Genomic DNA, 23,026 nt, shown 5'->3' on the forward strand with positions numbered 1-23,026 from the left:
GGCCCACGCCGTCCCGCCGGCCCACGCCGTCCCGCCGGCCCACGCCGTCCCGCCGGCCCACGCCGTCCCGCCGTCCCGCGACCTCCCCGCCTCCGGGCCGCAGCGCCGCCACGTCATCGTCGCCATCGTCAACAACCGGCCCGGCGTCCTCAATCGGGTCGCGAGCCTCATGCGGGCCCGGAACTTCAACATCGATTCGCTCGCCGTCAGCCATACCGACGCACCCGACATCAGCCGGATGACCGTCACGGTTCGCGGCGATGACGTCCTCGTGGAGCAGGTGACGAAGCAGCTCTATCGACTCATCGACGTCCTCAAGGTCCAGGAGCTGACGACCGAGCCGACGGTCGAGCACGAGCTCGCCCTCGTCAAGGTGCGAGCGTCCGACTCGACCCGGGCGGAGATCCTCAAGGTCGTCGAGCTGTACCGCGGCCGCGTGGTGGACATCGCGGACGGGTCGGTGATCGTCGAGGCGACCGGCACGGAGCCCGAGGTGGACGCGCTCATCGCGCTCCTCCGCGGCTTCGGCATCAAGGAACTCGTCCGCACCGGCACGGTCGTCATGACCCGCGGTGCCCAATCCATCGAGGAGGCGACGAAGCGATGACGGCGAAGATGTACTACGACAACGATGCGGATCCGTCGGCGCTCGCCGGCCAGACCGTCGCGATCGTGGGCTACGGCAGCCAGGGCCACGCCCACGCCCTCAATCTCCACGAGTCGGGTGTCGATGTCATCGTCGGTCTCCAGCCGGGCAGCAAGAGCCGGCCGCTCGCCGAGGAGGCGGGCCTGCGCGTCGCCGACGTCGCATCCGCGGTCCGCGCGGCGGACGTCGTCATGATCCTCGTCCCGGACACCGGCCAGAAGGCCGTCTACGACGCGGAGATCGAGCCGAACCTTCGAGCGGGGCAGCTGCTCATGTTCGCCCACGGCTTCAACATCCACTTCGAACGGATCGATCCACCCGGCGACGTCGACGTCTCGATGGTCGCCCCCAAGGGCCCCGGTCACCTGCTTCGCAGCGTCTACCAGGCGGGCGGCGGTGTGCCGGCCCTCTTCGCGGTCCATCGCGATGCGACCGGGACAGCCCGCGCCCGAACCCTCGCCTACGCGCGCGCCCTCGGCTGCACCCGCGCCGGCGTCCTCGAGACGACCTTCGCCGAGGAAACGGAGACGGACCTCTTCGGCGAGCAGTCCGTCCTGTGCGGCGGTACGGCGGCGCTGGTGAAGATGGCGTTCGAGACCCTCGTCGAGGCAGGCTATCAGCCGGAGCTCGCGTACTTCGAGACGATGCACGAGCTCAAGCTCATCGTCGATCTCATGTACCGCGGCGGCCTCAACTTCATGCGCTTCAGCGTTTCCGACACCGCCGAGTACGGCGACTACGTGTCCGGGCCCCGGATCGTCGACGAGCACGTCCGGACGACGATGCGCCAGGTCCTCCACGAGATCCAGGACGGGACCTTCGCCTCGCGCTGGATCGCCGAGAACGACTCCGGCCGACATGAGTTCGAGCGGATGCGGGCGGCGGACCGCGACCATCGCATCGAGCAGGTCGGCGCGGCGCTCCGCAGCCAGATGGCGTTCCTCGACCCGGTGACCGTGGTCGCCGGCCAGGCCCAGGCCACCGCGAGCGGAGCGGCCCGCTCATGACCGCCGGCGTACCGAGCGGCACAGTCCGCATCTTCGACACCACGCTCCGCGACGGCGAGCAGGCACCCGGCGCGGGGCTCACCGCGGCCGAAAAGCTCGACGTCGCCCGTCAGCTCGTGCGCCTCCGGGTGGATGTCATCGAAGCCGGCTTCCCGGCCGCCTCACCCGGCGACTTCGAGGCGGTCAACCGGATCGCCCGGGAGACGAAGGGCGTCGCGGTCGCGGCTCTCGCCCGCTGCCGCGACGGCGACCCGCAACGGGCGGTGGAGGCGATCCGGGTGGCCGAGCGGCCGCATCTCCACGTCTTCATCGCCACCTCGGACATCCACCTCAAGCACAAGCTCCGGATGGATCGCGACCAGGCGCTCGCCGAGGCACGGCGGTGGGTGCGCTACGGCCGCGAGGCACTCGGCGCGGACGCCGAGATCGAGTTCTCCGCGGAGGATGCGAGCCGGACGGATCCCGACTACCTCATGACGATGTACGAGGCGGTCGTGGAGGCCGGGGCGACGACGGTCAACATCCCCGACACCGTCGGCTACGCGATCCCCGCCGAGTTCGGCGTGCTCGTCCGGCGGGTCGTGGACCTCGTCGGCCGCGACGCGACGGTGAGTGTCCACTGCCACAACGACCTGGGGCTCGCCACGGCGAACACGCTCGCCGCCGTCCAGGCCGGGGCGCGCCAGGTGGAGGTGACGATCAACGGTCTCGGCGAGCGGGCCGGCAACGCCTCGCTCGAGGAGGTCGTGATGGCCCTCCGGACGCGACCGACCCAGTTCCCCGATCTGGCGAGTCGTGTCCAGACCGAGCAGATCACGGCCGCGAGTCGGCTCGTGAGCTACCTGACCGGCTTCGCCGTCCAGCCGAACAAGGCGATCGTCGGCGGCAACGCCTTCGCCCACGAGAGTGGGATCCACCAGGACGGCGTCATCAAGAACCCCCTCACGTACGAGATCATGACCCCCCAGTCCATCGGGCTCGCCGGCAGCCAGCTGACGATCGGCAAGCTGTCCGGCCGGCGCGGCCTCCAGGGCAAGCTCCGCGAGCTCGGCCACGAGGTCGAGGGCGAGCGGCTCGAGGCCATCTACCGGTCCGCCATCGCCCTGGCCGACGCGAAGAAGGAGGTCACGGACGCGGATCTCCTCGCCATCGTCGAGCAGAATGCGGCCGAGGTCCCGGTTTCCGTCGCGCTCGTGGGCTGGAGCGTCACGTCGTCCCACGGCGGGAATGCGACCGGCACGGTCTCGGTCCTCGTCGGCGGCGCGGACCGCGGCGCGGAGGCGACCGGCAACGGTCCGGTCAACGCTCTGTACGGCGCGGTCGATCGGGCGATCGAGCCGGTCCTCGGCTGGACCCCGGTCCTCACCGAGTACGAGATCAAGGCGGTCTCGGCCGGCGAGGACGCCCAGGGCCAGGTCCTCGTTCGCTGTCGGCGGTCCATCGACGACGGCCCCGGGGCGCTCGTCGTCACCGGCCACGGCCTCTCGACGAACATCATCGAGGCGTCGCTCGATGCGTACCTCGTCGCGATCAACAAGCTCCACGGGGCGGAGATCCCGAGCGTGAGCTCGGCGTTCGTCGCGCCGGCCACGGCGGAGGAACTCCCATGAGGACGTATCGGGTCGTCGCGATCCCCGGCGACGGCGTGGGACCGGAAGTCGTCGGACATGCGCGCTCCGCCCTCGACGCGGCGGGCGATCGGTTCGGCTTCGCGATCGAGTGGGACGAGATCGTCGCCGGTGGGGCGGCCATCGACACCTACGGCGTCGCGATCCGTCCGCAGGACGTCGACCGCTGCGCGGCGGCGGATGCCGTCCTGCTCGGTGCCGTCGGTGGTCCCCGCTGGGACGATCCGAGCTCGACCGTCCGGCCGGAGCAGGCACTCTTCGCCCTTCGTGGCGGTCTCGGCCTCTATGCGAACCTCCGCCCGGTGACCGTCCATCCGGCGCTCGTGCCGTCGTCACCGCTCCGCCCGGAGCTCCTCGCCGGCGTCGACCTCCTCATCGTCCGCGAGCTCACCGGTGGCCTCTACTTCGGGAAGCCGTCGGAGGAACGGGCGACGGCGGACGGTCGGGTCGCGGTCGACACGCTGTGGTACACGGAGGCGGAGATCCGGCGGATCGTGCGCCTCGCCTTCGAGCTCGCCCGGACGCGCCGGTCGCGACTCACCCAGGTGGACAAGGCGAACGTCCTGGCCACGAGTCGCCTGTGGCGGAAGGTGGCCGAGGAGGTCCATGCGGACTTCCCGGACGTGACCCTCGAGCATCGGCTCGTCGACTCCACGGCGATGCTCCTCGTCACCCGGCCGAGCGCGTTCGACGTGGTCGTGACCGAGAATCTCTTCGGCGACATCCTGTCCGACGAGGCGGCGGTCCTCGCGGGATCGCTGGGCATGCTGCCGTCGGCCTCGCTCGGCGAGCGCCGCACCGCGAGCGGCACGTTCGGCCTGTACGAGCCGATCCACGGCACTGCCCCGGACATCGCCGGACGGGACGCGGCGAATCCGATCGGGACGATCCTCTCGGCCGCGATGCTCCTCCGCTGGTCACTCGGCGAGGTCGAGGCGGCGACGGCCATCGAGGCCGCGGTGAGCGGTGCTCTCGACGACGGTCAGCGGACGGCGGATCTCGTCCCGCCGGGTGTCGCCACCGGGGACGGGCAGACCGTGGTCGGCGGGACGGCGATGACGCGGGCGATCCTCGATCGGCTCGGGGCAGGGGTGCCGGCATGACGGACGCGGCCGGCGCGACCGATGCGGCCGGTGCGGACGCCTCGGGGAGCGCGATGACGGATCGCCCGGTCGTCCTCTACGACACGACGCTTCGCGATGGGACGCAGGGCGAGAACGTCATCCTCTCTCTCGCCGACAAGCTCCGGATCGCCCGGATGCTCGACGAGTACGGCATGCCCTACATCGAGGGCGGCTGGCCCGGCTCAAACCCCAAGGACATCGACTTCTTCGCGACCGCCAGGACGATGACCTGGCAGACGGCGAAGCTTGCCGCATTCGGATCCACCCGGCACCGTTCGAATCGACCCGAGGCGGACCCGAACCTCCGCGAGCTCGTCGCCGCGGAGACGCCGGTCGTGACGATCTTCGGGAAGAGCTGGCTCCTCCACGTGACGGAGGTCCTCGGTGCCACCGCGGCCGAGAACCTCGACATGATCGCGGACTCGATCCGCTTCGTCGCCGAGCGCGGTCGCGAGGCCATCTACGACGCCGAGCACTATTTCGACGGTTATGGTGCGGACCGCGACTACGCCCTCGCGACGCTCCGGGCGGCGCGTGACGCTGGCGCTCGATCGATCGTCCTGTGCGACACGAACGGCGGAACGCTCACCGGCCGGCTCGTCGAGATCGTCCGCGACACGATGGCAAGCCTCGACGCCGATCCCGGCGCGCCCCCGGTCGCCTGGGGGATCCACACTCATAACGACGCCGAGCTCGCGGTCGCGAACTCGATCGCCGCGGTGGCCGCCGGCGTCAGGCATGTCCAGGCGACGATCAACGGCTACGGCGAGCGCTGCGGCAACGCGAACATGGTGAGCGTGCTCGCCAACCTCGCCCTCAAGACGGCGCACCCATTGATTCCGGCCGGCGGCGGCGATCTCGCCGACCTCACGATCCTGTCGCGGAGCGTGGCCGAGATCGCGAACATCGCCCCGAACGACTTCCAGCCGTATGTCGGCCGATCGGCGTTCGCCCACAAGGGCGGTGTCCACGGCGCCGCGGTGGCGAAGGTCGAGCGGAGCTATCAGCACGTCGACCCGTCCGCCGTGGGCAACGAGGGCCGGCTCGTCGTCTCGGAGCTCGGCGGTCGGGCCAATACGGCCATCCGGGCCCGGCAGCTCGGCCATACGCTCGAGGGGGTCGTGGATCCACGGGAGCTGTCGCGGCTCATCAAGCGGCTGGAGGCGGACGGGCTCGCCTTCGAGGGCGCGGAGGCGTCCTTCGAGCTCCTCATCCGGCGCCATCAGCCGAACTACGTCGCGCCGTTCCGGATCGTCGATTTCACCGTCCTCACGGAGCAGCGGGACGGGCGCGAGCTGCGGGCCGAGGCGACCGTCAAGCTCGCCGTGGACGGAGAGACGCTCCACACGGCGGCGGACGGCAACGGCCCGGTGAACGCCCTCGACGCGGCGCTCCGCAAGGCCCTCCTCGCGTTCTATCCGCAGGTCGATTCCGTCCATCTCGTCGATTACAAGGTCCGCATCCTCGACGGTGGGGCCGCCACCGGGGCGAAGACCCGTGTCGTCATCGACTCGCGGGACGGCGAACGCTCGTGGTCCACGATGGGCAGCGACACGAACATCATCACCGCGAGCTGCGTCGCGCTCGTCGACTCGCTCGAGTACGCGATCTGGAAATCCGCCGCGGAGCTTCGCCGCCGCGACGAGCGCCAGTTCGCCGTGCCGAGCACCCCATCGCCATCCGTCCCGACTCCATCCGTCCCGACCTCGACCCACACGCCCGGGAGGTAGACCATGGCTCCTGCGACTGCCGGCCCGGCCGGTTCGCCCAGCGCGGACACCCCCGCGCCGGCGCTCCATCTCAGCCGCTGGACCGTCACGTCCGGCAGCAACGTGCAGAGCCGGGGGGCCGTCGTCATCGCCTCAGGCGATCACCAGTGGGACGCGAGCGCAGAGGGGAACGGCGCCGTCGACGCCATCTACCGGGCCGTGGACGCGGCGCTCGCCGGCGTCCTCGCCGGCCACCCGCGACTGCTCGCCTACGACATCCACGCCGTGGCCGAGGGGCCGGATTCCGAGGGCGTCGTGACGGTCGAGATCGCGCCGCCGGCCGAGGGGACGGGCGCACGGGCGACAGGCCGCTATCGTGGCCGGGCGACGAGCACGAACATCATCGCCGCGTCCATCGAGGCGTATCTCGAGGCGCTCAACGGGTTGCTCGCCGAGGCTCACTGGGCGGGCGCGACGGAGGCCGCCGGCAACCGCCGCCGAGCCAAGGCTGCCGCAGCGGCGAAGAGCAGCCGGCGGGCCGAGTTTGACGAGGACGAGGCCCATCACGATACGACCGCCTGGTTCGAACGCTGAGCGGCTCGCTGCCCCGGGTCGCCTTCCAGGGCGAGCCCGGAGCCTTCAGCGAGGAGGCGGTCCTCGCCTTCTTCAGTGCCGTCGACCCGGTCGCCGTGCCGACCTGGCGTGCCATCTTCGACGCCGTCCGCGACGGGACCGTGGACGCTGGTGTCTGCGCGATCGAGAACTCCCTTGCCGGCTCCATCCGCGAGACGTACGACCTCCTCGCGCAGTTCGACCTCTCGATCGTCGGCGAGGTGAGCGTCCCGGTCCGCCTTGCCCTGCTTGCCCTGCCCGGCCAGGCCATCGAGTCGATCGAACGGGTCTACTCCAAGGCGGAGGCGCTCGCCCAGGCGGACGAGTACCTCCGCTCCCGACCGTGGCAGGTCCTCACGACGTACAACACGGCGGGTGCAGCGCGGCAGATCGCCGAGCGACGCGAGACGGGTGCCGCGGCCGTCGCATCGCCCCGGGTCGCGGCGATCTACGGCCTCGAGATCCTTGCCGACGGGATCCAGAGCGGTGCGGAGAACCGCACCCGGTTTGCGGTGCTGGCACGTGGACCTGCCGTGCCGGACGGCTGGCGCGCGGCCGGGGCCGCGTCACGGTCCATGCCGACCGAGCCGGAGTCCATGGCGATCGGGGCCGTGCCGGGGGCCGTGCCGACCGTGCCGACCGTGCCCGACCTCAAGACGACCCTCGTGTTCGCCGTCCGGAACGTGCCAGGGTCGCTCCATCGATGCCTTGGTGCGTTCGCCGAGGCGGGCATCAACCTGTCCCGCCTCGAGTCGCGCCCGACGCGGGCCGCCCGCTGGGAATACGTCTTCTGGGTCGACCTCGACGCCGATCCGGCCACGCCTGCGTGCGCCGCCGCGCTCGAGGCACTCCGGGCGGAGGCAGCCATGGTCCGGATCCTCGGGACGTATCCGCGAGCAGCCGAGGACTGACGGGCCCACCGGCGAGCCCTTCCGGGCTGACGGTGCGCACCGACTGCCGGCCCGGTGCCGCTCGCGGATCCGCCGCATCCTCGCGCCTTGCCCAGGGTGGGTCAGAAATTGGCGGATGGTCTTCACCCGGGCATTGGTCTGCCGGTCCATGCCCCGGCGGGCATGATCGTGATGGAGGGAGCCGGCCGGCCCTCGAATCCACGCTCGCGAGCACCAGAAGAAACGGGACGTCACCCCGTCAGCCCGGACGAGCGACCGCCTGGAGCGCACATGACAGGAACGGACGGAGCTGCTCGGCTCCCTGACCGCCTGGAGAGCAGATGGCAGAAACGGGCGGAAGCGGGCACGAGCACCCGCGCCCGGTAGAATGGTCGCACCCGATCGCGCCCCGCTCCAGGAGTCCCTCGATGACCACCGTCACCGGCGCCAGGCCGCATCCGATCTTCCTCGCCGGTCGCTGGGTGGACTCGCCCGATCCGCTCGTGGTCGCGAACCCGGCCGACCCCGCGAACCCTGCCGGCGCGACGTATCACGCGACCGAGGCGCAGTACGAGGAGGCGGTCAGCGCAGCGGTCGCCGCCTTCGAGGTGACCCGCCATCTCCCCGCCTACGAGCGCGGCGCGATCCTGCGGAACATCAGCGCCGGGATCAAGGCCCGTCGCGAGGAGCTTGGCCGGCTCATCGCGCTCGAGGCGGGCAAGCCGATCCGCGACGCCCTCAACGAAGTGGACCGTGCGGTCCTCACGTTCCGTCTCGGGGCGGAGGAGGCGGAGCGGATGGTCGGCGAGGTCATCCCGCTCGATCTCATGGCGAGCAGCCGCGACCGGGTCGGCATCACCCGCCGCTTTCCGATCGGCCCGGTGGCCGGCATCAGCCCGTTCAACTTCCCGCTCAACCTCGCCGCCCACAAGGTCGCCCCGGCGATCGCCGCCGGCTGCAGCATCGTCCTCAAGCCGCCGTCCAAGGACCCCCTCACGATGCTCACGGTGGCCGAGATCGTCGAGGAGTCGGGCGCGCCGGTCGGCTCGGTGAGCGTCCTGCCGATGAGCCGCGAGCTCGGCGACCGGATGGTCAGCGACGAGCGGTTCAAGCTCCTCACGTTCACCGGGAGCCCGTCCGTCGGCTGGCGGATGAAGGCCCGGGCGGGCAAGAAGAAGGTCGTCCTCGAGCTCGGCGGCAATGCCGGGGTGATCGTCGATCGAACCGCCGACCTCGACTGGGCCGTCCGCCGCTGCCTCGTGGGTGCGTTCACGTACGCCGGCCAGGTCTGCATCAGCGTCCAGCGGATGTTCGTCCACGAGGACGTCTGGGAGCCGTTCATGGCGAAGTTCGTCGACGGTGCCCGGGCACTCAGGCTCGGCGACCCGCTCGACGCCTCGACGGACCTCGGGCCGATGGTCGACGAGGCGGCCGCGTCGCGGACCCAGCGCTGGGTGGACGAGGCGGTCGCGCTCGGCGGGAAGCTCCTCCTCGGCGGCCGGGCGGAGGGGACGTTCTTCGCGCCGACGATCCTCACCGACACACCGCTCAGCGCCCAGGTCTGCAGCAACGAGGCGTTCGCGCCGCTCGTGGTCGCCTTCCCGTTCCGCGAGTTCGACGACGCGATCCGGGCGGTCAACGACTCGTTCTTCGGCCTCCAGACGGGCGTCTTCACGAACGATCTCGGCCACGCCTGGCGGGCCTTCTCCGAGCTCGAGGTCGGCGGCGTCATCGTCAACGACATCCCGACCTACCGGATCGACCACATGCCCTACGGCGGGGTCAAGGACTCGGGGCTCGGCCGCGAGGGGCTCCGCTGGTCGATCGAGGACATGACCGAACTGCGGATCATGGTGCTCGCACAGCCGCAGTAGCCGATCCTCCCGGCCCACGTTCGGGGTCACGCTGAGGCGCTCCCCGGTCGACCATCGGAACGCCCGGCGTTCCAGCCGACACGACGCGGTTGCCGCCGGATCGCCCGGCGTTCCAGCCGCCGCAGGATCGCGACTCGCGCTGGCCCTCGGCGTCCGTCAGGAACGCCCGGCGTTCAAACCGACCTCAAACCGGGTGACGAGACGGCGGACGCGGACCGTCGCGCGTCAGGTGGAACGCCCAGCGTTCCGCGCCGGGAGCGCCTGAGGTCGCAACCCGGAGCCCAAGCCGCAGCCGCGCCCGGCGACCGGCTGGGGCGCAGGAGTCAACCCGCGCCTTCGACCAGGGGTCCCTCGAAGGTGGCGATCGCCGCGCGATAGGCGTCCGGGACGCGTGCCGGACGCCGGCCGCTCGCGTCGACGAGGACGAGTGTCTGGCTGGCCGTGCACATGAGGGCGTCGTCGACGACCCGGTAGGCCGCACATTCGGAGGTGACGCTCGTCTGCCCGATCCGGCTCGTCCGGACGAAGACCTCGAGGAGATCGTCGAAGCGGGCGGGTGCCTCGTACTCGACCGTGAGCGCCTTCATGACGAACTCGGCGTCCCCCTGGCGGATGAGGTGAAGCCCGAGGTGGCGGTGGTACTCGAGCCGCGCATGGTCGAAATACGGCAGGTAGCGACCGTAGTAGACGATGCCCTGGGCGTCCGTATCACTGAACCAGACACGGGCGAGCGCCGAGTAGCGGAACGGCGGGCGGCGATCCGTCAGGCGGCCGGTCTCGAGGTCCATCGCCGCCGATCGTAGCGGAGGTGGCTACCATTCGCGCATGGCGAGCCGACAGACTCGACGGGCCGCACGATCCCGGCCACCAGTCGAACCGCGTCGCCGGCGGAGCGGCATCCGGCTCCTCGTCCTCATCGCCGCCGTCGCTCTCGCCGTCTTCGCCCTCGCCGGGCCGGCACTCGTCGCGGTGCGCGTCGCGCCCACGCCGAGCTGACGCACCGTGCCGCCCTCGTCCCGCTACCGCACCGTGCCCCCCGGCGCGGGATCGTGCACCGTGACGGCGCCGAGCCCCCGCGCCGCGAGCTCCGTCCGGAGCTGATCCGGTCGGCCGGTGAAGACCGGGAAGGTTCCGTAGTGGATCGGCATGACGTCCTTCACGCCGAGCAGCTCGACGGCCAGCGCGGCCTCACGAGGCCCCATCGTGTAGTGGCCGCCGATCGGGAGGATCGCGAGGTCCGGACGGTACAGCTCGCCGATGAGGCGCATGTCGGAGGTGACCGCCGTGTCGCCGGCGTGATAGAAGCGGAACCCGTTCTCGAGCTCCACGACGAAGCCTGCCGGCTCACCGAGGTAGAGCGGCACGCCGCCGTCCGCGTTCCAGTCGCCGGCCGAATGATCCGCGCCGGTCATCGTCACCCGCAACCCGGCCGCCTCGACCGTGCCGCCCTTGTTCATGCCGGTGACCTGGTCCGCGCCACCGGGCAGCTGGCGAGCGAGCCAGAGGCTCAACTCGTGGATGCACGGCCAGGCGGGCCGGAGGCGCGAGGCGATCGCGACGGCTTCGCCCATGTGGTCACTGTGGCCGTGCGTCACGAGGAGGAGGTCGCATCGATCGACCGCGTCCGCCGACTTCGTGCTCAGCGGGTTCCCGAACCATGGGTCGATGAGGATCGTGCGCCCGCCCGGCGTCGTCACCTCGACGCACGCGTGGCCGTACCAGGTGAACGTGGTATCGCGATCGAGCCCCATGTGGCACACCTCCGCCCGCATCGTAGTCCGAACCTCCCGTGTTCGGGTCCGCCCTGGTCGGGGGCTGCCTCCGGGGCGACCCGACTACACTCGCCCGTGTGGCAGCCCAGCGCATCGCGGAAAACCTCGCGTACATCAACTGGACGGTGCTCGTGGCCGTCGCCCTCGGCGCGTACGGGGTGGTGGTCCTCGCCCGTCTCCGCACGCCGGCGACCCGCGGCTACCTTGTGTTCACGGCCGCATGTGCGGCGGGCTTCGGCCTCCTCGCCTGGCTCTCGGACTCGGGGCTCCCGACCACCGGGAGCGGGCCAGCGGCCATCGCATGGACTGCGCTCTCGAGTGGCTCGGCCGTCCCGATCGATCCGGCCTGGGAGACCCCGCGGCGTCTCGCGCTCGTCGCATTCACCGTCATCGCCGCCGCCTACACCGTCGCCCTCGCCCGCCGCCGTCGCGCCCCGATCCTTGCCGCTGCCGGTCTCGCCGCAGGCCTCGTCGCGATCGGCGCCGCGTCGCTCGGCTGGAGCGCCGATCCGGCCGCGGCGGTCCCGCTCGTCGTCCAGCTCGCCATCCTCTCGGCGGCGACCGGCGGCGTGTTCGCCGCGATGATCCTCGGCCACTGGTACCTCGTGACCCCGAAGCTGCCGGAGGGCCCGCTCGTCCTCGTGAGCCGGCTGCTCTTCTGGGTCGTGGCCTGCCAGGTGATCCTGTTCGTCGTGTGGGTCGCCAGCGGCACGGGCGGCGGGGGTCCATTCTCCGCGCTGACCGGCCCGTGGGCGCTGTTCGTCTGGCTCCGGCTCCTCGTCGGGCTCGGCTTCCCGCTCATCGTCTCGTGGGCCGCGATCCAGACGGCGCGTACCCGCTCGATGGAGTCGGCGACCGGCCTCCTGTATATCGATGTCGGAGCGATCGCGGCCGGGACCATCCTCGCCGCGGGCCTGTACTTCGGCGCCGGCCTGCTCGTATGACACGCCGGCTCGCATGACCAACCAGATGGATCGACATGCCCGGCTGAGGAGGCGAAACGACCGATGAAGGACGACCGCAGCTACGAGATCGGACCGCAGGATCGCGAGTGGATCGAGGCGACCGCCGCAGCGGTCCACCCGGCCCTCGCCGCGATCGAGGCGGCGGCCGAACCCGCGCGCATCCCGATCCTCGATCGCGAGAGCGGCCGCGTCCTCGCCGTCCTCGCCGCCGGACGGCGACGGATCTGCGAGGTGGGCACCGCGTACGGCTACTCGACCCTCTGGATGGCGCTCGCCCAGGACGCGGGCGGGTCCATCGTGACGATCGATCCGGATCGCGGGCGGACGGACCTTGCCCGCGGCTTCTGGCGCCAGGCTGGCGTGGCCATCGGGCGGATCACCGTCGTCAACGCCCCGGCGCTCGAGGCGTTCGCGGCGACCGATCCCGCCCTCGCCGGACCATTCGACCTCGCCTTCATCGACGCGATCAAGGGCGAGTACCAGGCGTATCTCGAGGCGCTCGTCCCGCGCCTCGTCCATGGCGCTCTCGTCGTCGCCGACAACGTCCTGTGGACCGGCCGTGTCTCCGGCGCGCGACCGTCGGACCCCGATGACGAGAGCACCGCCGCGCTCCAGGCGTTCGACCGGGCGATGCTTCGCGACCGGCGCTTCGACGCGACGATCCTGCCCGTCGGCGACGGGCTGCTCGTCGCGGCCTACCGCGGTTGAGGCACGACCGGCGATGCGGGTCCGGGTCCGGCTGTTCGCCGTCCAGCGTGAGCTCGCCGGCACGCGCGAGGTGGCGCTCGAGCTCGCCGACGACGCGACGATCGAACTCGCCTGGGAGGCTCTCGTCGGCCGGTTCCCGCTGCTCGGGCCGGGCCGCGCCGCCGTGCGGTTCGCCCGCAACGGGACCTACGCGGATCCCACGGACCGTCTCGCCGACGGCGACGAGCTCGCCTGCATCCCGCCGGTGAGCGGCGGCGAGGACGATCCGGCGACCCGGATCGTCGAGCTCCGTGCGGCACCATTCGACGCGCGAATCCTCGGTGAGCTGGCGGACCGTCTCGCCACGCCAGGGGACGGCGGTGTCGTAGGGTTCCTCGGCCGGACGCGGCTGACGGCCGGCACGCCGGCGCCCGGGCAGGAGGCCGAGGCGGCACGCCACGCGGGTCGCGCGGTGGAGGGCCTCGAGTACGAGGCTCACGAGTCGATGGCACTCACGATCCTCGGCGCGATCGCCGACGAGGCGGCCGAGCGCTTCGGCGTCCGGCGGCTCGCGATCGTCCATCGGACCGGCGCCGTCCCGCTCGGCGATGTGAGCGTCGCGGTCGTGGCGGTCGCGCCGCATCGTGACGCGGCGTTCCGCGCGGCCCGCTACGCGATCGACGAGACCAAGGCGCGGGCCCCCATCTGGAAGGCGGAGCGCTTCAGGGACGGTCACGTCTGGGTGGGCGCGCCCGCGCGCACGTCACCTCCCGCCGACGCGGAGCCCTGATACTGTCCGGGTGACCGACCTCGGACCGATCGATCGGCTCGTCGAGCGGGCCTCGACGCTCGCCGGCGCCTGGGGAGCTCGCGCCAGGCGCTCGACCACTCCGGGCCAGGAGCGAGCGCTGCTCCGGCTCTTCGGTGTTCACGGCCTCGATCGGGCAGGCCGACCACTCGCCGGGGAGGTCGTCGACCGGTATGTGTCGGGCGGCCCGAGCCGGCTCGCCGGCGGCGTCGTCCTCCCGTTCTGCGTCGCCCTCCTCGAGTATGAGCTCGGACCCCAGGAGATCGCCCTCGAGGTGGCCGCCGGGACGATCGATCTCGGGCTCGAGGCCGAGAGCCTCGAGGATGGCGGGCGACGGGCGGCGGCCGAGACGGAGGCATCACGGCTCGGCGCCCTCGCGAGTGCGCGGATCGACGCGAACCGGACAGCGCGCCGGGAGCTCCTCGACCTCCTCGGCGACGCGCCGATGCCGTGGCTCGGGATGGTCGTACCGGATCCGACGGCGGAGGACGCCCGCCGGACGGTCGGGGGCCTTGTCCGGCGAGGGGCCGACCTCCTCCACGTGGAGATCCCGGTGGGGCGCGAGCTCGCGATGAGGCTCTCGGACGCGGGACTGGACGTTCCCGGCCACGACCTCGACACGATCCGGTCCTCTCGCCGTGAGGACGGCGTCCTGGATCCCGGCGATGTCGCCCCGGCGGGCAGTCAGCGCGGTCTCACCGTCCTGCGGCGAGCTGCCGACGAGGCCGCTGCCGAGCGACGACGGTACGTCCGGCTGGCGACCGTCGCGCCGGGGCTTGCCGCGCCCGAGCAGGCCGTCGTCGCCGCGTTCGAGCGGATCGACGTGGCGGTCGCCGATGTGGTCGCCGAGATCGTGGATGGCCGGGTGGATCCGGATCGCGCCCTCGCCGATCACGCGTTCGCGCTGCGCCTTCACCGACGCGCCGGATCACTCGTCGTCGTGGGTGCCGGACCCCTCGTCGTGGGGCCGGATCTCGCGAGCGGCATCCCGTCGTCCGCGGTGGTCCGTGCCGGACGGGCGCTGGCCCTGCAGGTCCTCGGCGTGGCACTCGCCCGCGACGCGGGGCTGCCGGCCGAGCAGATCCTCGCCGGTGCGCTCCCCGGCTGGCTCATCGAGGAGCCGGATGCGACGACGCTCGCCATCGCCCAGGCCGCCGTGCGCCGGGCCGCGTTCCGGGACCTCGCGCTCTGCTTCACCGAATCGGCCACCCGAGCGACGGATCGGTCCGGCCGGGCTGCAGGCCGATGGGGGAACGTCGCGGCGGCGACGGTGCCCTTCGCCGGGCGGACCGCTTTCGTCGCACTGGCCGGCGACCCGCCGGACGACGCGATCTCGATGCGGACGGCCATGGATGTGGCGGCGGAGGTCGCCACGGCGATCGATCCGGGCGCGATCCGCGGTCCGGCGCTCGATCAGGCGCGCGATACCGTCGTGGCGGCGCTCAGGACGATCGACGAGCTTGTCGATCGTGGCTGGCGAGCGGTCCTCGGTGAGCCGCTCGATGGGTCGTCGCGGGAGCGGCTTGGTGCGGGTGCGGTCGTGGAGCGGAGCGGAGCGTTCGACCCGATCGCCTGAGCGGCCCTCGGCTCCGCTTCGCCCCTCAGCTCGGCTTCGGCCCGTCCGCGCGGACGCTCTCGACGCTCATGAGGGCGGTGCGGAGCGCCTCGATCCAGTCGCCCTGATGGTCGGCCACGAGGCGGACACACCAGGCGAGCGCCTCGCTCCGGCTTCGGGCGACGCCGGCTTCGACGAGCGTGTCGAGGACCGCCCGTTCGCGCATCCGGAGGCGGGTCATGACCGGAATGCTCAGCGTCGTGAACACGTGAGGCTCGCCGCCGATCGTCACGCCCCAGGCGACCTTGCGCTGGAATCGATGCTCGGCATCGTCCGCGATCCGCATCCGAGGCGCGCGCGACTCTTCACGGAACCCGTCCACGCGCGACGAACGAGCCGCCGCGCGCTCGGCATCCGACGCCTCCGCGCCGACGGCGACGTCCGCAAGCTCCCCCACGACGAGGAGCTCCTCGCGGTCGGAGGTGATGGTCACCGGGCCGTTGAACCAGTCGGTCGGGAGGCGGCCCGTGAACCAGCCGCGGATCTCGTCGATGTGATCGTCAGGCATTGTCGTCTGCTGCTCCTTGTTTGTGTGTCAGTGGTGGTCGCTGGTCCAGATAATTACATCGTTACCATGTAATGTCAACAAATGACCAAGGTACCTTCGGCTCGCAGCCCGCCCGATACACTTCGCCGCGATGAACACTCCCAAGCATCCCGGCGCCGCCCGACCCCTCCGTGACCCCGAGCCGTTCCCGCACCTCCGTCTGCGCACCAGGGCCGCCGAGCTCTTCGACCTGCCGTGGGATCGACCGCTCGAGACGTGGCGGACGGACGAGGGGCGCTTTCGCGAGCTCCGGGTGGGCCCGTCTCGCCACCTCGTCCGGTTCGTCGAGGCGGATGACCGCCTCTTCGCGCTCAAGGAGGAGCCCCTCGAGATCGCCCGCCGCGAGTTCGAAGTGCTTCGCCACCTCGAGGAGGCGGGCCTTCCGGCAGTGTCGGCCACGGGGCTCGCGGAGTCGCCGGATCGCGAGACGGGCATCCTCGTGACCGAGTTCCTCGCCCACTCGCTCCAGTACCGGCGGCTCCTCATGCGCTTCCCGCTCGGCCCGGGCGGCTACCGCCATCGACTCCTCGACGCGATGGCCTGGCTCCTCGTCGATCTCCATCGCGGCGGCGTCTACTGGGGCGACTGCTCGCTCGCGAACACCCTCTTCCGCCGCGACGGCGACCGGATCCAGGCGTATCTCGTGGACGCCGAGACGAGCGAGGTCCACGGGACGCTCTCCGACGGACAGCGCGAATACGATCTCGAGATCCTCGGTGAGAACGTGGCCTTCGGACTGGCCGATCTTGCGATCCTCCAGGGTCGCGAGGATGGCGCGGATGACGCGATCGCCGCGGCGGCCTCGGTGGTGGAGCGCTATCGCGCCCTGTGGGCGGAGCTCACGGAGGCGCCCGAACTCCAGCCCGGTGATCGTCAGGCGGTCCGCAAGCGGATCCGCCGGCTCAACGACCTCGGGTTCTCCGTCGACGAGCTCGAGGTGGTGCCGTCGGAGACGGGTCGGGTCCGGGTGAGGCTCACCGTGGCCGGTCGCGGGTTCCACGCCCGCGTCCTGCGCCGGACAACCGGCCTCGTCGCCCTCGAGAACCAGGCCCGACTGCTCCTCAACGACCTGCGCGAGTACGGCGCCTGGCTCGCCTGGTACGAGCACCGACCGATCGCACCGGACGATGTGGCGGCCCGCTGGCGCGCGGAGGTCTTCGAGCCCACGATGGAACGGGTGCGGGCCGTCGCCGAGCCGGATCGCGACCTCATCCAGGCCTACTGCGACCTCCTCGAGCACAAGTGGCTGCTGTCCGAGCGTGCCGGAGGCGACGTGGGGATGCAGGCGGCCCTCGAGTCGTACCTCGCGGCGGGGGCGCCGGCACCGGAGGTCCCGGCGGCGGAGGCTCTTGCCGCGCAGGTCTCGGCGGCGGAGGTCTCGGCAGCCGAGGTTCGTGCACCGGAGGTTCGGGCCTGACGTCGGTCGTCAGTAGATGCCGGGGATGAACCGCCGCGTCCGGGTCCGGTAGTCGCGATACGCGGGATGGCGGGCGACGAGCCAGGCCTCCTCGCGGCGGGCCTTGGCGTCGAAGAGCACGACGAGCACCGCCGTGAGGATGAGGGCGAGGAACGAGCCGGTCAGGAGGCCCCAGCCGATGCCGCCGGCGACGACCCCGACATACATCGGGTGGCGGATCCGGCCGTAGATCCCGGACTCGACGAGTTCGCTGTGGGCGACCGGCCGAGGGAGCGGGCTGAAGCTCGAGCGGAGCCCCGTGTACGCGACCCCATCGATGACGAGGCCGGCCACGATGAGGAGACCGCCACTCGCCGAGACCGCGACGCCCCACGGCGTCCACGACCCTGCGCTGGCGAGGCCGCCGATCCCCGCCAGGCCGATCGCGGCCATGAGCAGGATCTGCGCGGCGAGCCAGCCTTCACCGCGCGGGCCGAGTGTCGGCAGGCGGGAGTCGGCGTCACTCACGTGCGGGCGATCGCGATCGACGTGCGGGCGGCGGCGGTCGAGGTGTGGGTGGTCGCGAGCGGTCCTTCGACGAGGACCTCGTCGCGCTCGTCGGGTCGGCCGGGCCGCCGGACAAGGTAGCCGTGGTGGATCTCCGTGATCCCGGTCGCGAGCGTCGCGCCGACCGCACAGTACTTCGTCGCCGAGAGCTCGATCGCACGACGGACCGCCGCCGTCTCGAGCTCGGTCGGCCCGTCGACGACGTGGAGGATGTCGATTCGGGTGAAGATCGCCGGCTGGGGTCCGTCGCGCTGCGTACCCTCCGCGCGAACCTCGTACGCCGTGACTGGCTGCCGCTTCTTGCGAAGGATGGAGATGACGTCCATCGCCGTGCAGCCGGCGAGGGCGAGCGGGATGAGCTCGGCTGGTCGGAGGCCGGCATCCTCGGTGGCGTCGTCGAGGACGATCGTGTGACCGCTGCCGGCGAGCGCCCGAAACCGGACGCCGTCACCGTCGAGGTGGAGCGTCGCGGTCCTGACGGTCATCGCCCGGCTGCCACAGCGTCGATCGCGCGGGCGAGGCGTTCGCGCGCCTCCGCGGCGATCTCACGGACCGCGGGAGCCTCGACGATCCCGAGCGCGGCCTGCGGGTCCATCGCCTCGACGATCGTCACGGCGGTCGCGGTCGCGGTCGCGGTCGCGGTCGCGGTCGCGGTCGCGGTCGTCGAGTCGGTCGTCGGCCCGGTCGTCGAGTCGGCCGGCGACGTGCCACGCGCCTCTTCCGTGCGAAGGACCACATTGCACGGCAGGAGCGCCCCGATCGACGCATCTGCCATGAGCGCGCGGTGGGCGAGGGTCGGGTTGCACGCACCGAGGATGACGTGCGGCGCCCACGCGATCCCGAGTTTCGACTGCATCGTCGCGGCGACATCGATCTCCGTGAGGATGCCGAAACCCTCAGCCTTGAGCGCCGACTCCACGAGGGGCCGGACCTCGGCGACCGATCCCGGGACGCGGATCGCGATGGTGTACGGCGCGGTGCTGGTCATGCGTGTCTCCTCGTGCGTGGCAGGGGGTTGGTCGTGGTGGGTCGGGGGCGAGCCAGGTCGGCTCAGCGGCATCGTAGCGCATCGTTTGCGTTCATGCGCAAATACGCAGATTGCGGTTCGAGGATCCCCGGATTTCTGTCAAACGGTCCTCAGGCGGGCACTGGTCGCCGCACGGTCGAGGCCGCGGGAGGTCGGCGCGGGCCCCTGAGCGTGAGATATCTCGGCGAAGGTGGTCAACTCGTGACATCGGGTCATCAGATGGGCACGTGTCACGATCCAGCTGACCAGCGCCCACGTGAGGACCATCTGGCAGGAATGGCGACGCTTGGCAGGAATGGCGACGGCCGACAGGAACGGCCGGCAGGAAGCTGACTCCGGACCCCGTCGCGGACGACTGTCCGGCCGCTACGCCGCGTCAGGAGCGGAGCGGCACCGACTTCGGGGTCGTCGGATCACCGGTCAGAGATGGCTCAGGGGTTGGCGCCGTCCCGGCCCCGCGTTCTGCCGTCCCGGCCCGCGCTGCCGACGAATCGCCCTCGCGCACCGACGACCCGCCCTCGCGCCAGGCCGTGACCACCGCCTCGAGCTGGTCGAGGTGGGCGCGTGCCCGCAGTCGAGACAGGGTCTCACGAGCGGCCTCCACCGCAGCCGCGACCTCCGGGATCGACGGGTCAAGGACCGTGGCCATCTCGATCGCGACCTGCGCCTCCTCGTAGGGGATGCCAAGCGCGTTGAACGCCCGGAGCGCTTCGGCGTACAGGCGGATGGCCTCGGCCGAGCGTCCATCCAGGGCGGCGAGGCCGGCCCGGATCGTGAGCCCCTGCGCCTCCAGCGTGGGTGTGTGGAGTCCGAGTTCGTTGACGGCGGCGAGATCCGCTCGTGCCCCGACGGCGTCGCCGACGCGGATCGCACGCCGCGCGGCGCTCGGCAGCCAGGCCGGCGCCAACGAGGGAAAGTCCGGCAGGCCGGATCGCCACAGGGCTGCGGCATCGGCGAGGCGCCCTTCGGCCAAGGCGATCGTTGCAGGACCGTCGACGGTCGCCCAGAGGACCTGCGGGTCCGTAACCTGCAGCGCGATCTGTCTGATCTCGTCGGCCGCTCCGGGGATCGGTTCGCCGCGTGCCGCGGCGACCATCGCCAGGCTGGAGTACGGCAGGAGGCGGTCGGCTGGTTCGGGATCCTCGGCGAGGGCGGTCTGCCACAGAGCCACCGCCTCGTCCCACTCGCCGATGAGAAGCTCGGCGAATCCGGACAGGGCGAGGAACTGGAACATCCACTGCCGATCGCCGACCCGGCGGGCGAGGGCGAGGGCCTCGCGGGAGACGTCTCGATTCACCTTCGGGTCGAAGTCGGACAGTTCGACCAGCCGGTTGTTCAGCGCGCGGAGGACGGTCCCGGTCAGGCCGTACGCCCGGGCCAGCCGCTCGCCGACCTCGACGACGCCCATCCCCTCCCGGACCCGGCCGACCGACGACAGGGCCGACCCCTTCGTCACGAGCGCGTCGGCGAGGATGGCCGTCAGATCTCCCCGCTCGGCGGCGCTGAGGACCCGTTCAACGATCTCGAGCGCGCGGCGGTGGTCATCCCGGAGGAAGCAGGCGCGGGCGAACTGCGCCTCGAGGCCGACGAAGGCAGGATCCGGCGCCAGGTCGGCGAACTCCGGGACCGCCGACTCGAGGATCCGGAGCGCCCGTTCGGACTGGCGGCCGGACAGGAGCGAGCGGGCGAGTTCTGTCGTCGTCCGGGCCGTCGCTACCCGATCTCCTGCCTCCTTCCGATGGACCAGAGCCCGGTCGAGGAACGACTCCGCTGCCGCATGGTGCCCGGCCGACGTCGCCGAGACCCCGGCGAGTTCGAGGAGGTCCGCCCGCTCGACCGGGTCCACCGCGACGGTCAGTGCCTGCTCGAGGAAGGTCACCGCCTGCTCGTGGCTGCCGAGAGCGGCCGCCCGGCCGGCAGCGGCCCGGAGCGCGATCCGCGCCTGCCCGGCGAGCGCATCCGCCTCCGGCCCGTCCGGCGAGCTCGCGTGCGCCGCAAGATAGTGACCGGCGAGGGCACCGGCGAGCTCCTCCGATCCGAGGGCCTCGAAGAAGCGTGCGGCAGCGAGGTGCCGGCTCTTCCGTTCCCGCCTGGCCAGCGTCCCGTAGGCGACCTCGCGGATGAGCGCCTGGACGAACCCGTACTGGCCGCGTTCGGGGCTCCGGGGATCGACATCGAGGACGAGCAGCTCGCGCTTCACGAGCGCCCGAAGTCGCTGTTCGAGCTCGGCCTCCGGGACGGACGAGATCGCGGCGAGCCCGGCCGGCGTGAAGCTCTGGCCGAGGACCGCCGCGTCCGAGATGAGCGCCCGATCCGCCCGCTCGAGCGCGTCGAGCCGCGACGCGATGAGCGCGGTGAGCGTCTCCGGGACGGCGAGCGTCGAAAGGTCGCCGACCGGACGGTACGCGCCGCCTTCGAGCACGAGACGGCCCTCGGCGACGAGCATCCGAACGGTCTCGACCGCGTAGAGGGGGATGCCGTCCGCTCGGGCCACGATCGCTGTCGCGGCACGCGGCGGCAGCCCGGGGACGAGCCCGACGAGGAGTTCGCGCATCGCCGGTTCCGGCAGCGGCTCCAGGTAGAGCGAGACGAAATTCCGCTTGCCCGCCCCCCAATCCGCCCGTCGCTCGAGGAGCTGCGGACGTGACAGGGTGAGGACATAGAGCGGGACGTTCTTGCTCCATTCGAGGACGTGATCGACGAAGTCGATGAGCCCCACGTCCGCGTAGTGGAAGTCCTCGAACACGAGCACCACCGGCGCCTTGATCGCGAGCCGCTCGAAGAACGTCCGCCATGCCCCGAACAGCTGCTCCGTCGCAGCGCCGGAGCCGATCCCGAGGAGGGCGAGGAGAGCCGGCTCGATCCAGCGACGCTCGTCCTCGTCAGGGATGTGTTCCGCGAGCGTCGCCGCCACCTTCGATCGGGTGGTCCGCTCGTCGTCCGTCTCGAGCAGGCCGCAGCGGGCCCGAACCATCTCGCCGAGGGCCCAGAAGCTGATCCCGTCGCCGTACGCCGGGGAGCGGCCGTCATGCCACCAGATGGGATCGGACAGGCCATCGACGTACTTGAGGAACTCCCAGGCGAGCCGACTCTTGCCGATGCCGGCGGGACCGATGACGGAGACGAGCCGCGCCCGATGCTCGCGGATCGTGGCGTGGAAGAGATCCTTGAGGAGGCGGAGCTCCTCGTCGCGGCCCACGAACGGTGCCTCGAGGGTGTCCGAGCGGTTCCGGCCGCCGCGCTCGGCGACGACCCGGAGGGCACGCCAGGCAGGGACCGGCGCGGCCTTGCCCTTGAGGAGCTGGTCGCCGGCGGGCTCGAAGGAGATCGCCGCCGCCGCGGCCCGCTGGGTCGCCTCGCCGACGAGGACGGTCCCCGACGGGGCGACGGACTGGAGGCGGGAGGCCGTGTTGACGAGGTCGCCCGCGACCATCCCCTGGTTCGTCGCGCCCAGGGTCACCGCCGCCTCGCCGGTGAGGACGCCGGCTCGGGCGGCGATCCCCGGGTCCAGGACGCGAACCGCATCGACGAGCTCGAGCCCTGCCCGGACGGCCCGCTCGGCATCGTCCTCGTGGGCGACCGGCGCGCCCCAGACTGCCATGACCGCGTCGCCGATGAACTTCTCGACCGTCCCGCCATACCGGCCGATGACGTCCCGGGCGAGGTCGAAATAGCGGGACAGGAGCTCACGCGTCTCCTCCGCATCGCGGCCCTCGGCGAGCGTCGTGAAGCCGACCAGATCGGCGAACAGGACCGAGACGAGGCGGCGTTCGGCGACCGGCTCGGGCGCGGTGCTCGGCAGGCCGGTGGTCGGCGCCGGGCCGCCGGGAGCCCGTGGCCGGTCGGGAGTGTGGATCGGTTCGGTGAGTGCGGCGCCCCTGGCCGTGGCCAGGGTGGTCGTGCCCGGGGTCGTCGTGCCCGCGGTCGTCGTCGCGCCGAGCGGCGTCGCGCCGAGCGGCGTCCCGCACGAGCCGCAGAACTTCTCGCCCGGCTCGATCGCCGCGCCGCAGGACGGGCACGCCACCGCGAGGGCGGAGCCACACTCGACGCAGAAGCGCCGACCAGGCTTGTTCTCCGTGCCGCAGGACGAGCAGATCACGTCGCCGACTCCGATCGAACGGGCTGTGGCCGAGAGCGTATCGGAAGCGGGGT

At 71.7% G+C, this 23,026-nt stretch carries 21 protein-coding genes; 14 read left to right on the top strand and 7 right to left on the bottom strand.

Annotated elements, in window-relative coordinates:
• The first annotated feature begins 115 nt into the window (after positions 1-115).
• The 8 genes from ilvN to IVW53_13670 all read left to right on the top strand — a co-directional run bounded on the left by ilvN (position 116) and on the right by IVW53_13670 (position 9,490).
• Positions 116-607 carry an acetolactate synthase small subunit gene (gene ilvN / locus IVW53_13635; protein ID MBF6606607.1) on the top strand — a complete coding sequence of 164 codons (492 nt, stop codon included), beginning with the start codon at positions 116-118 and terminating at the stop codon, positions 605-607.
• Positions 604-1,653: a ketol-acid reductoisomerase gene (ilvC, locus tag IVW53_13640; protein ID MBF6606608.1), complete on the top strand. Its 1,050-nt coding sequence runs from the start codon at positions 604-606 to the stop codon at positions 1,651-1,653. Before ilvN ends, ilvC begins: the two co-directional genes overlap by 4 nt.
• Complete coding sequence (locus IVW53_13645) at positions 1,650-3,263, top strand: 2-isopropylmalate synthase (protein ID MBF6606609.1); 1,614 nt, start codon at positions 1,650-1,652, stop codon at positions 3,261-3,263. Before ilvC ends, IVW53_13645 begins: the two co-directional genes overlap by 4 nt.
• Complete coding sequence (leuB, locus tag IVW53_13650; GenBank protein MBF6606610.1) at positions 3,260-4,384, top strand: 3-isopropylmalate dehydrogenase; 1,125 nt, start codon at positions 3,260-3,262, stop codon at positions 4,382-4,384. The genes IVW53_13645 and leuB overlap by 4 nt, the downstream gene beginning before the upstream one ends.
• Before the next feature lie 53 nt (positions 4,385-4,437).
• Positions 4,438-6,135 carry a citramalate synthase gene (locus IVW53_13655; GenBank protein MBF6606611.1) on the top strand — a complete coding sequence of 566 codons (1,698 nt, stop codon included), beginning with the start codon at positions 4,438-4,440 and terminating at the stop codon, positions 6,133-6,135.
• Between the two features lie 3 nt (positions 6,136-6,138).
• Positions 6,139-6,708 carry a hypothetical protein gene (locus IVW53_13660; GenBank protein MBF6606612.1) on the top strand — a complete coding sequence of 190 codons (570 nt, stop codon included), beginning with the start codon at positions 6,139-6,141 and terminating at the stop codon, positions 6,706-6,708.
• 95 nt (positions 6,709-6,803) lie between these two features.
• Positions 6,804-7,637, top strand: coding sequence for an ACT domain-containing protein (locus IVW53_13665; protein MBF6606613.1), 834 nt, complete (start codon positions 6,804-6,806; stop codon positions 7,635-7,637).
• Between the two features lie 407 nt (positions 7,638-8,044).
• Positions 8,045-9,490: an aldehyde dehydrogenase family protein gene (locus IVW53_13670; GenBank protein ID MBF6606614.1), complete on the top strand. Its 1,446-nt coding sequence runs from the start codon at positions 8,045-8,047 to the stop codon at positions 9,488-9,490.
• 323 nt (positions 9,491-9,813) lie between these two features.
• Here the strand turns inward: IVW53_13670 and IVW53_13675 are convergent, their stop codons facing one another.
• Positions 9,814-10,278, bottom strand: a complete 465-nt coding sequence (locus IVW53_13675; GenBank protein MBF6606615.1) for an acyl-CoA thioesterase — start codon at positions 10,276-10,278, stop codon at positions 9,814-9,816.
• A gap of 37 nt (positions 10,279-10,315) precedes the next feature.
• Between IVW53_13675 and IVW53_13680 the strand changes: the two genes are divergently transcribed.
• On the top strand, positions 10,316-10,486 hold the full coding sequence (locus IVW53_13680) for a hypothetical protein (GenBank protein MBF6606616.1): 171 nt from the start codon (positions 10,316-10,318) through the stop codon (positions 10,484-10,486).
• A 23-nt stretch (positions 10,487-10,509) separates the two neighbouring features.
• Here the strand turns inward: IVW53_13680 and IVW53_13685 are convergent, their stop codons facing one another.
• Positions 10,510-11,241: a metal-dependent hydrolase gene (locus tag IVW53_13685; protein ID MBF6606617.1), complete on the bottom strand. Its 732-nt coding sequence runs from the start codon at positions 11,239-11,241 to the stop codon at positions 10,510-10,512.
• Positions 11,242-11,339: 98 nt separating this feature from the next.
• On the opposite strand from IVW53_13685, the gene IVW53_13690 reads away from it, so the two are divergent.
• The 4 genes from IVW53_13690 to IVW53_13705 all read left to right on the top strand — a co-directional run bounded on the left by IVW53_13690 (position 11,340) and on the right by IVW53_13705 (position 15,298).
• On the top strand, positions 11,340-12,206 hold the full coding sequence (locus IVW53_13690; GenBank protein ID MBF6606618.1) for a hypothetical protein: 867 nt from the start codon (positions 11,340-11,342) through the stop codon (positions 12,204-12,206).
• A gap of 63 nt (positions 12,207-12,269) precedes the next feature.
• On the top strand, positions 12,270-12,935 hold the full coding sequence (locus tag IVW53_13695; protein MBF6606619.1) for an O-methyltransferase: 666 nt from the start codon (positions 12,270-12,272) through the stop codon (positions 12,933-12,935).
• Positions 12,817-13,704, top strand: coding sequence for a molybdenum cofactor biosynthesis protein MoaE (locus tag IVW53_13700; protein MBF6606620.1), 888 nt, complete (start codon positions 12,817-12,819; stop codon positions 13,702-13,704). Before IVW53_13695 ends, IVW53_13700 begins: the two co-directional genes overlap by 119 nt.
• A 10-nt stretch (positions 13,705-13,714) precedes the next feature.
• The gene (locus IVW53_13705) at positions 13,715-15,298 is read left to right on the top strand and encodes a hypothetical protein (GenBank protein ID MBF6606621.1); all 1,584 of its coding nucleotides are present in this window, start codon (positions 13,715-13,717) and stop codon (positions 15,296-15,298) included.
• Between the two features lie 25 nt (positions 15,299-15,323).
• Here the strand turns inward: IVW53_13705 and IVW53_13710 are convergent, their stop codons facing one another.
• A complete protein-coding gene (locus IVW53_13710) occupies positions 15,324-15,845 on the bottom strand; it encodes a hypothetical protein (protein MBF6606622.1) in 522 nt (173 codons plus the stop codon).
• A 130-nt stretch (positions 15,846-15,975) separates the two neighbouring features.
• Here IVW53_13710 and IVW53_13715 point away from each other — a divergent pair, with 130 nt between their 5' ends.
• On the top strand, positions 15,976-17,301 hold the full coding sequence (locus IVW53_13715; protein ID MBF6606623.1) for a DUF4032 domain-containing protein: 1,326 nt from the start codon (positions 15,976-15,978) through the stop codon (positions 17,299-17,301).
• A 9-nt stretch (positions 17,302-17,310) separates the two neighbouring features.
• Here the strand turns inward: IVW53_13715 and IVW53_13720 are convergent, their stop codons facing one another.
• From IVW53_13720 to IVW53_13735, 4 genes are all read right to left on the bottom strand, one after another.
• Positions 17,311-17,808, bottom strand: a complete 498-nt coding sequence (locus IVW53_13720) for an isoprenylcysteine carboxylmethyltransferase family protein (protein MBF6606624.1) — start codon at positions 17,806-17,808, stop codon at positions 17,311-17,313.
• Positions 17,805-18,332 (bottom strand): OsmC family protein, encoded by a 528-nt coding sequence (locus tag IVW53_13725; GenBank protein ID MBF6606625.1) that lies wholly within the window; start codon positions 18,330-18,332, stop codon positions 17,805-17,807. The genes IVW53_13720 and IVW53_13725 overlap by 4 nt, the downstream gene beginning before the upstream one ends.
• Positions 18,329-18,835 (bottom strand): DUF302 domain-containing protein, encoded by a 507-nt coding sequence (locus IVW53_13730; protein MBF6606626.1) that lies wholly within the window; start codon positions 18,833-18,835, stop codon positions 18,329-18,331. Before IVW53_13730 ends, IVW53_13725 begins: the two co-directional genes overlap by 4 nt.
• A 415-nt stretch (positions 18,836-19,250) precedes the next feature.
• Positions 19,251-22,973: an AAA family ATPase gene (locus IVW53_13735; GenBank protein MBF6606627.1), complete on the bottom strand. Its 3,723-nt coding sequence runs from the start codon at positions 22,971-22,973 to the stop codon at positions 19,251-19,253.
• Between the last annotated feature and the right edge of the window lie 53 nt (positions 22,974-23,026).

The organism is Chloroflexota bacterium (assembly GCA_015478725.1).
In the GTDB taxonomy this organism is placed as follows: Bacteria; Chloroflexota; Limnocylindria; order Limnocylindrales; family CSP1-4; genus C-114.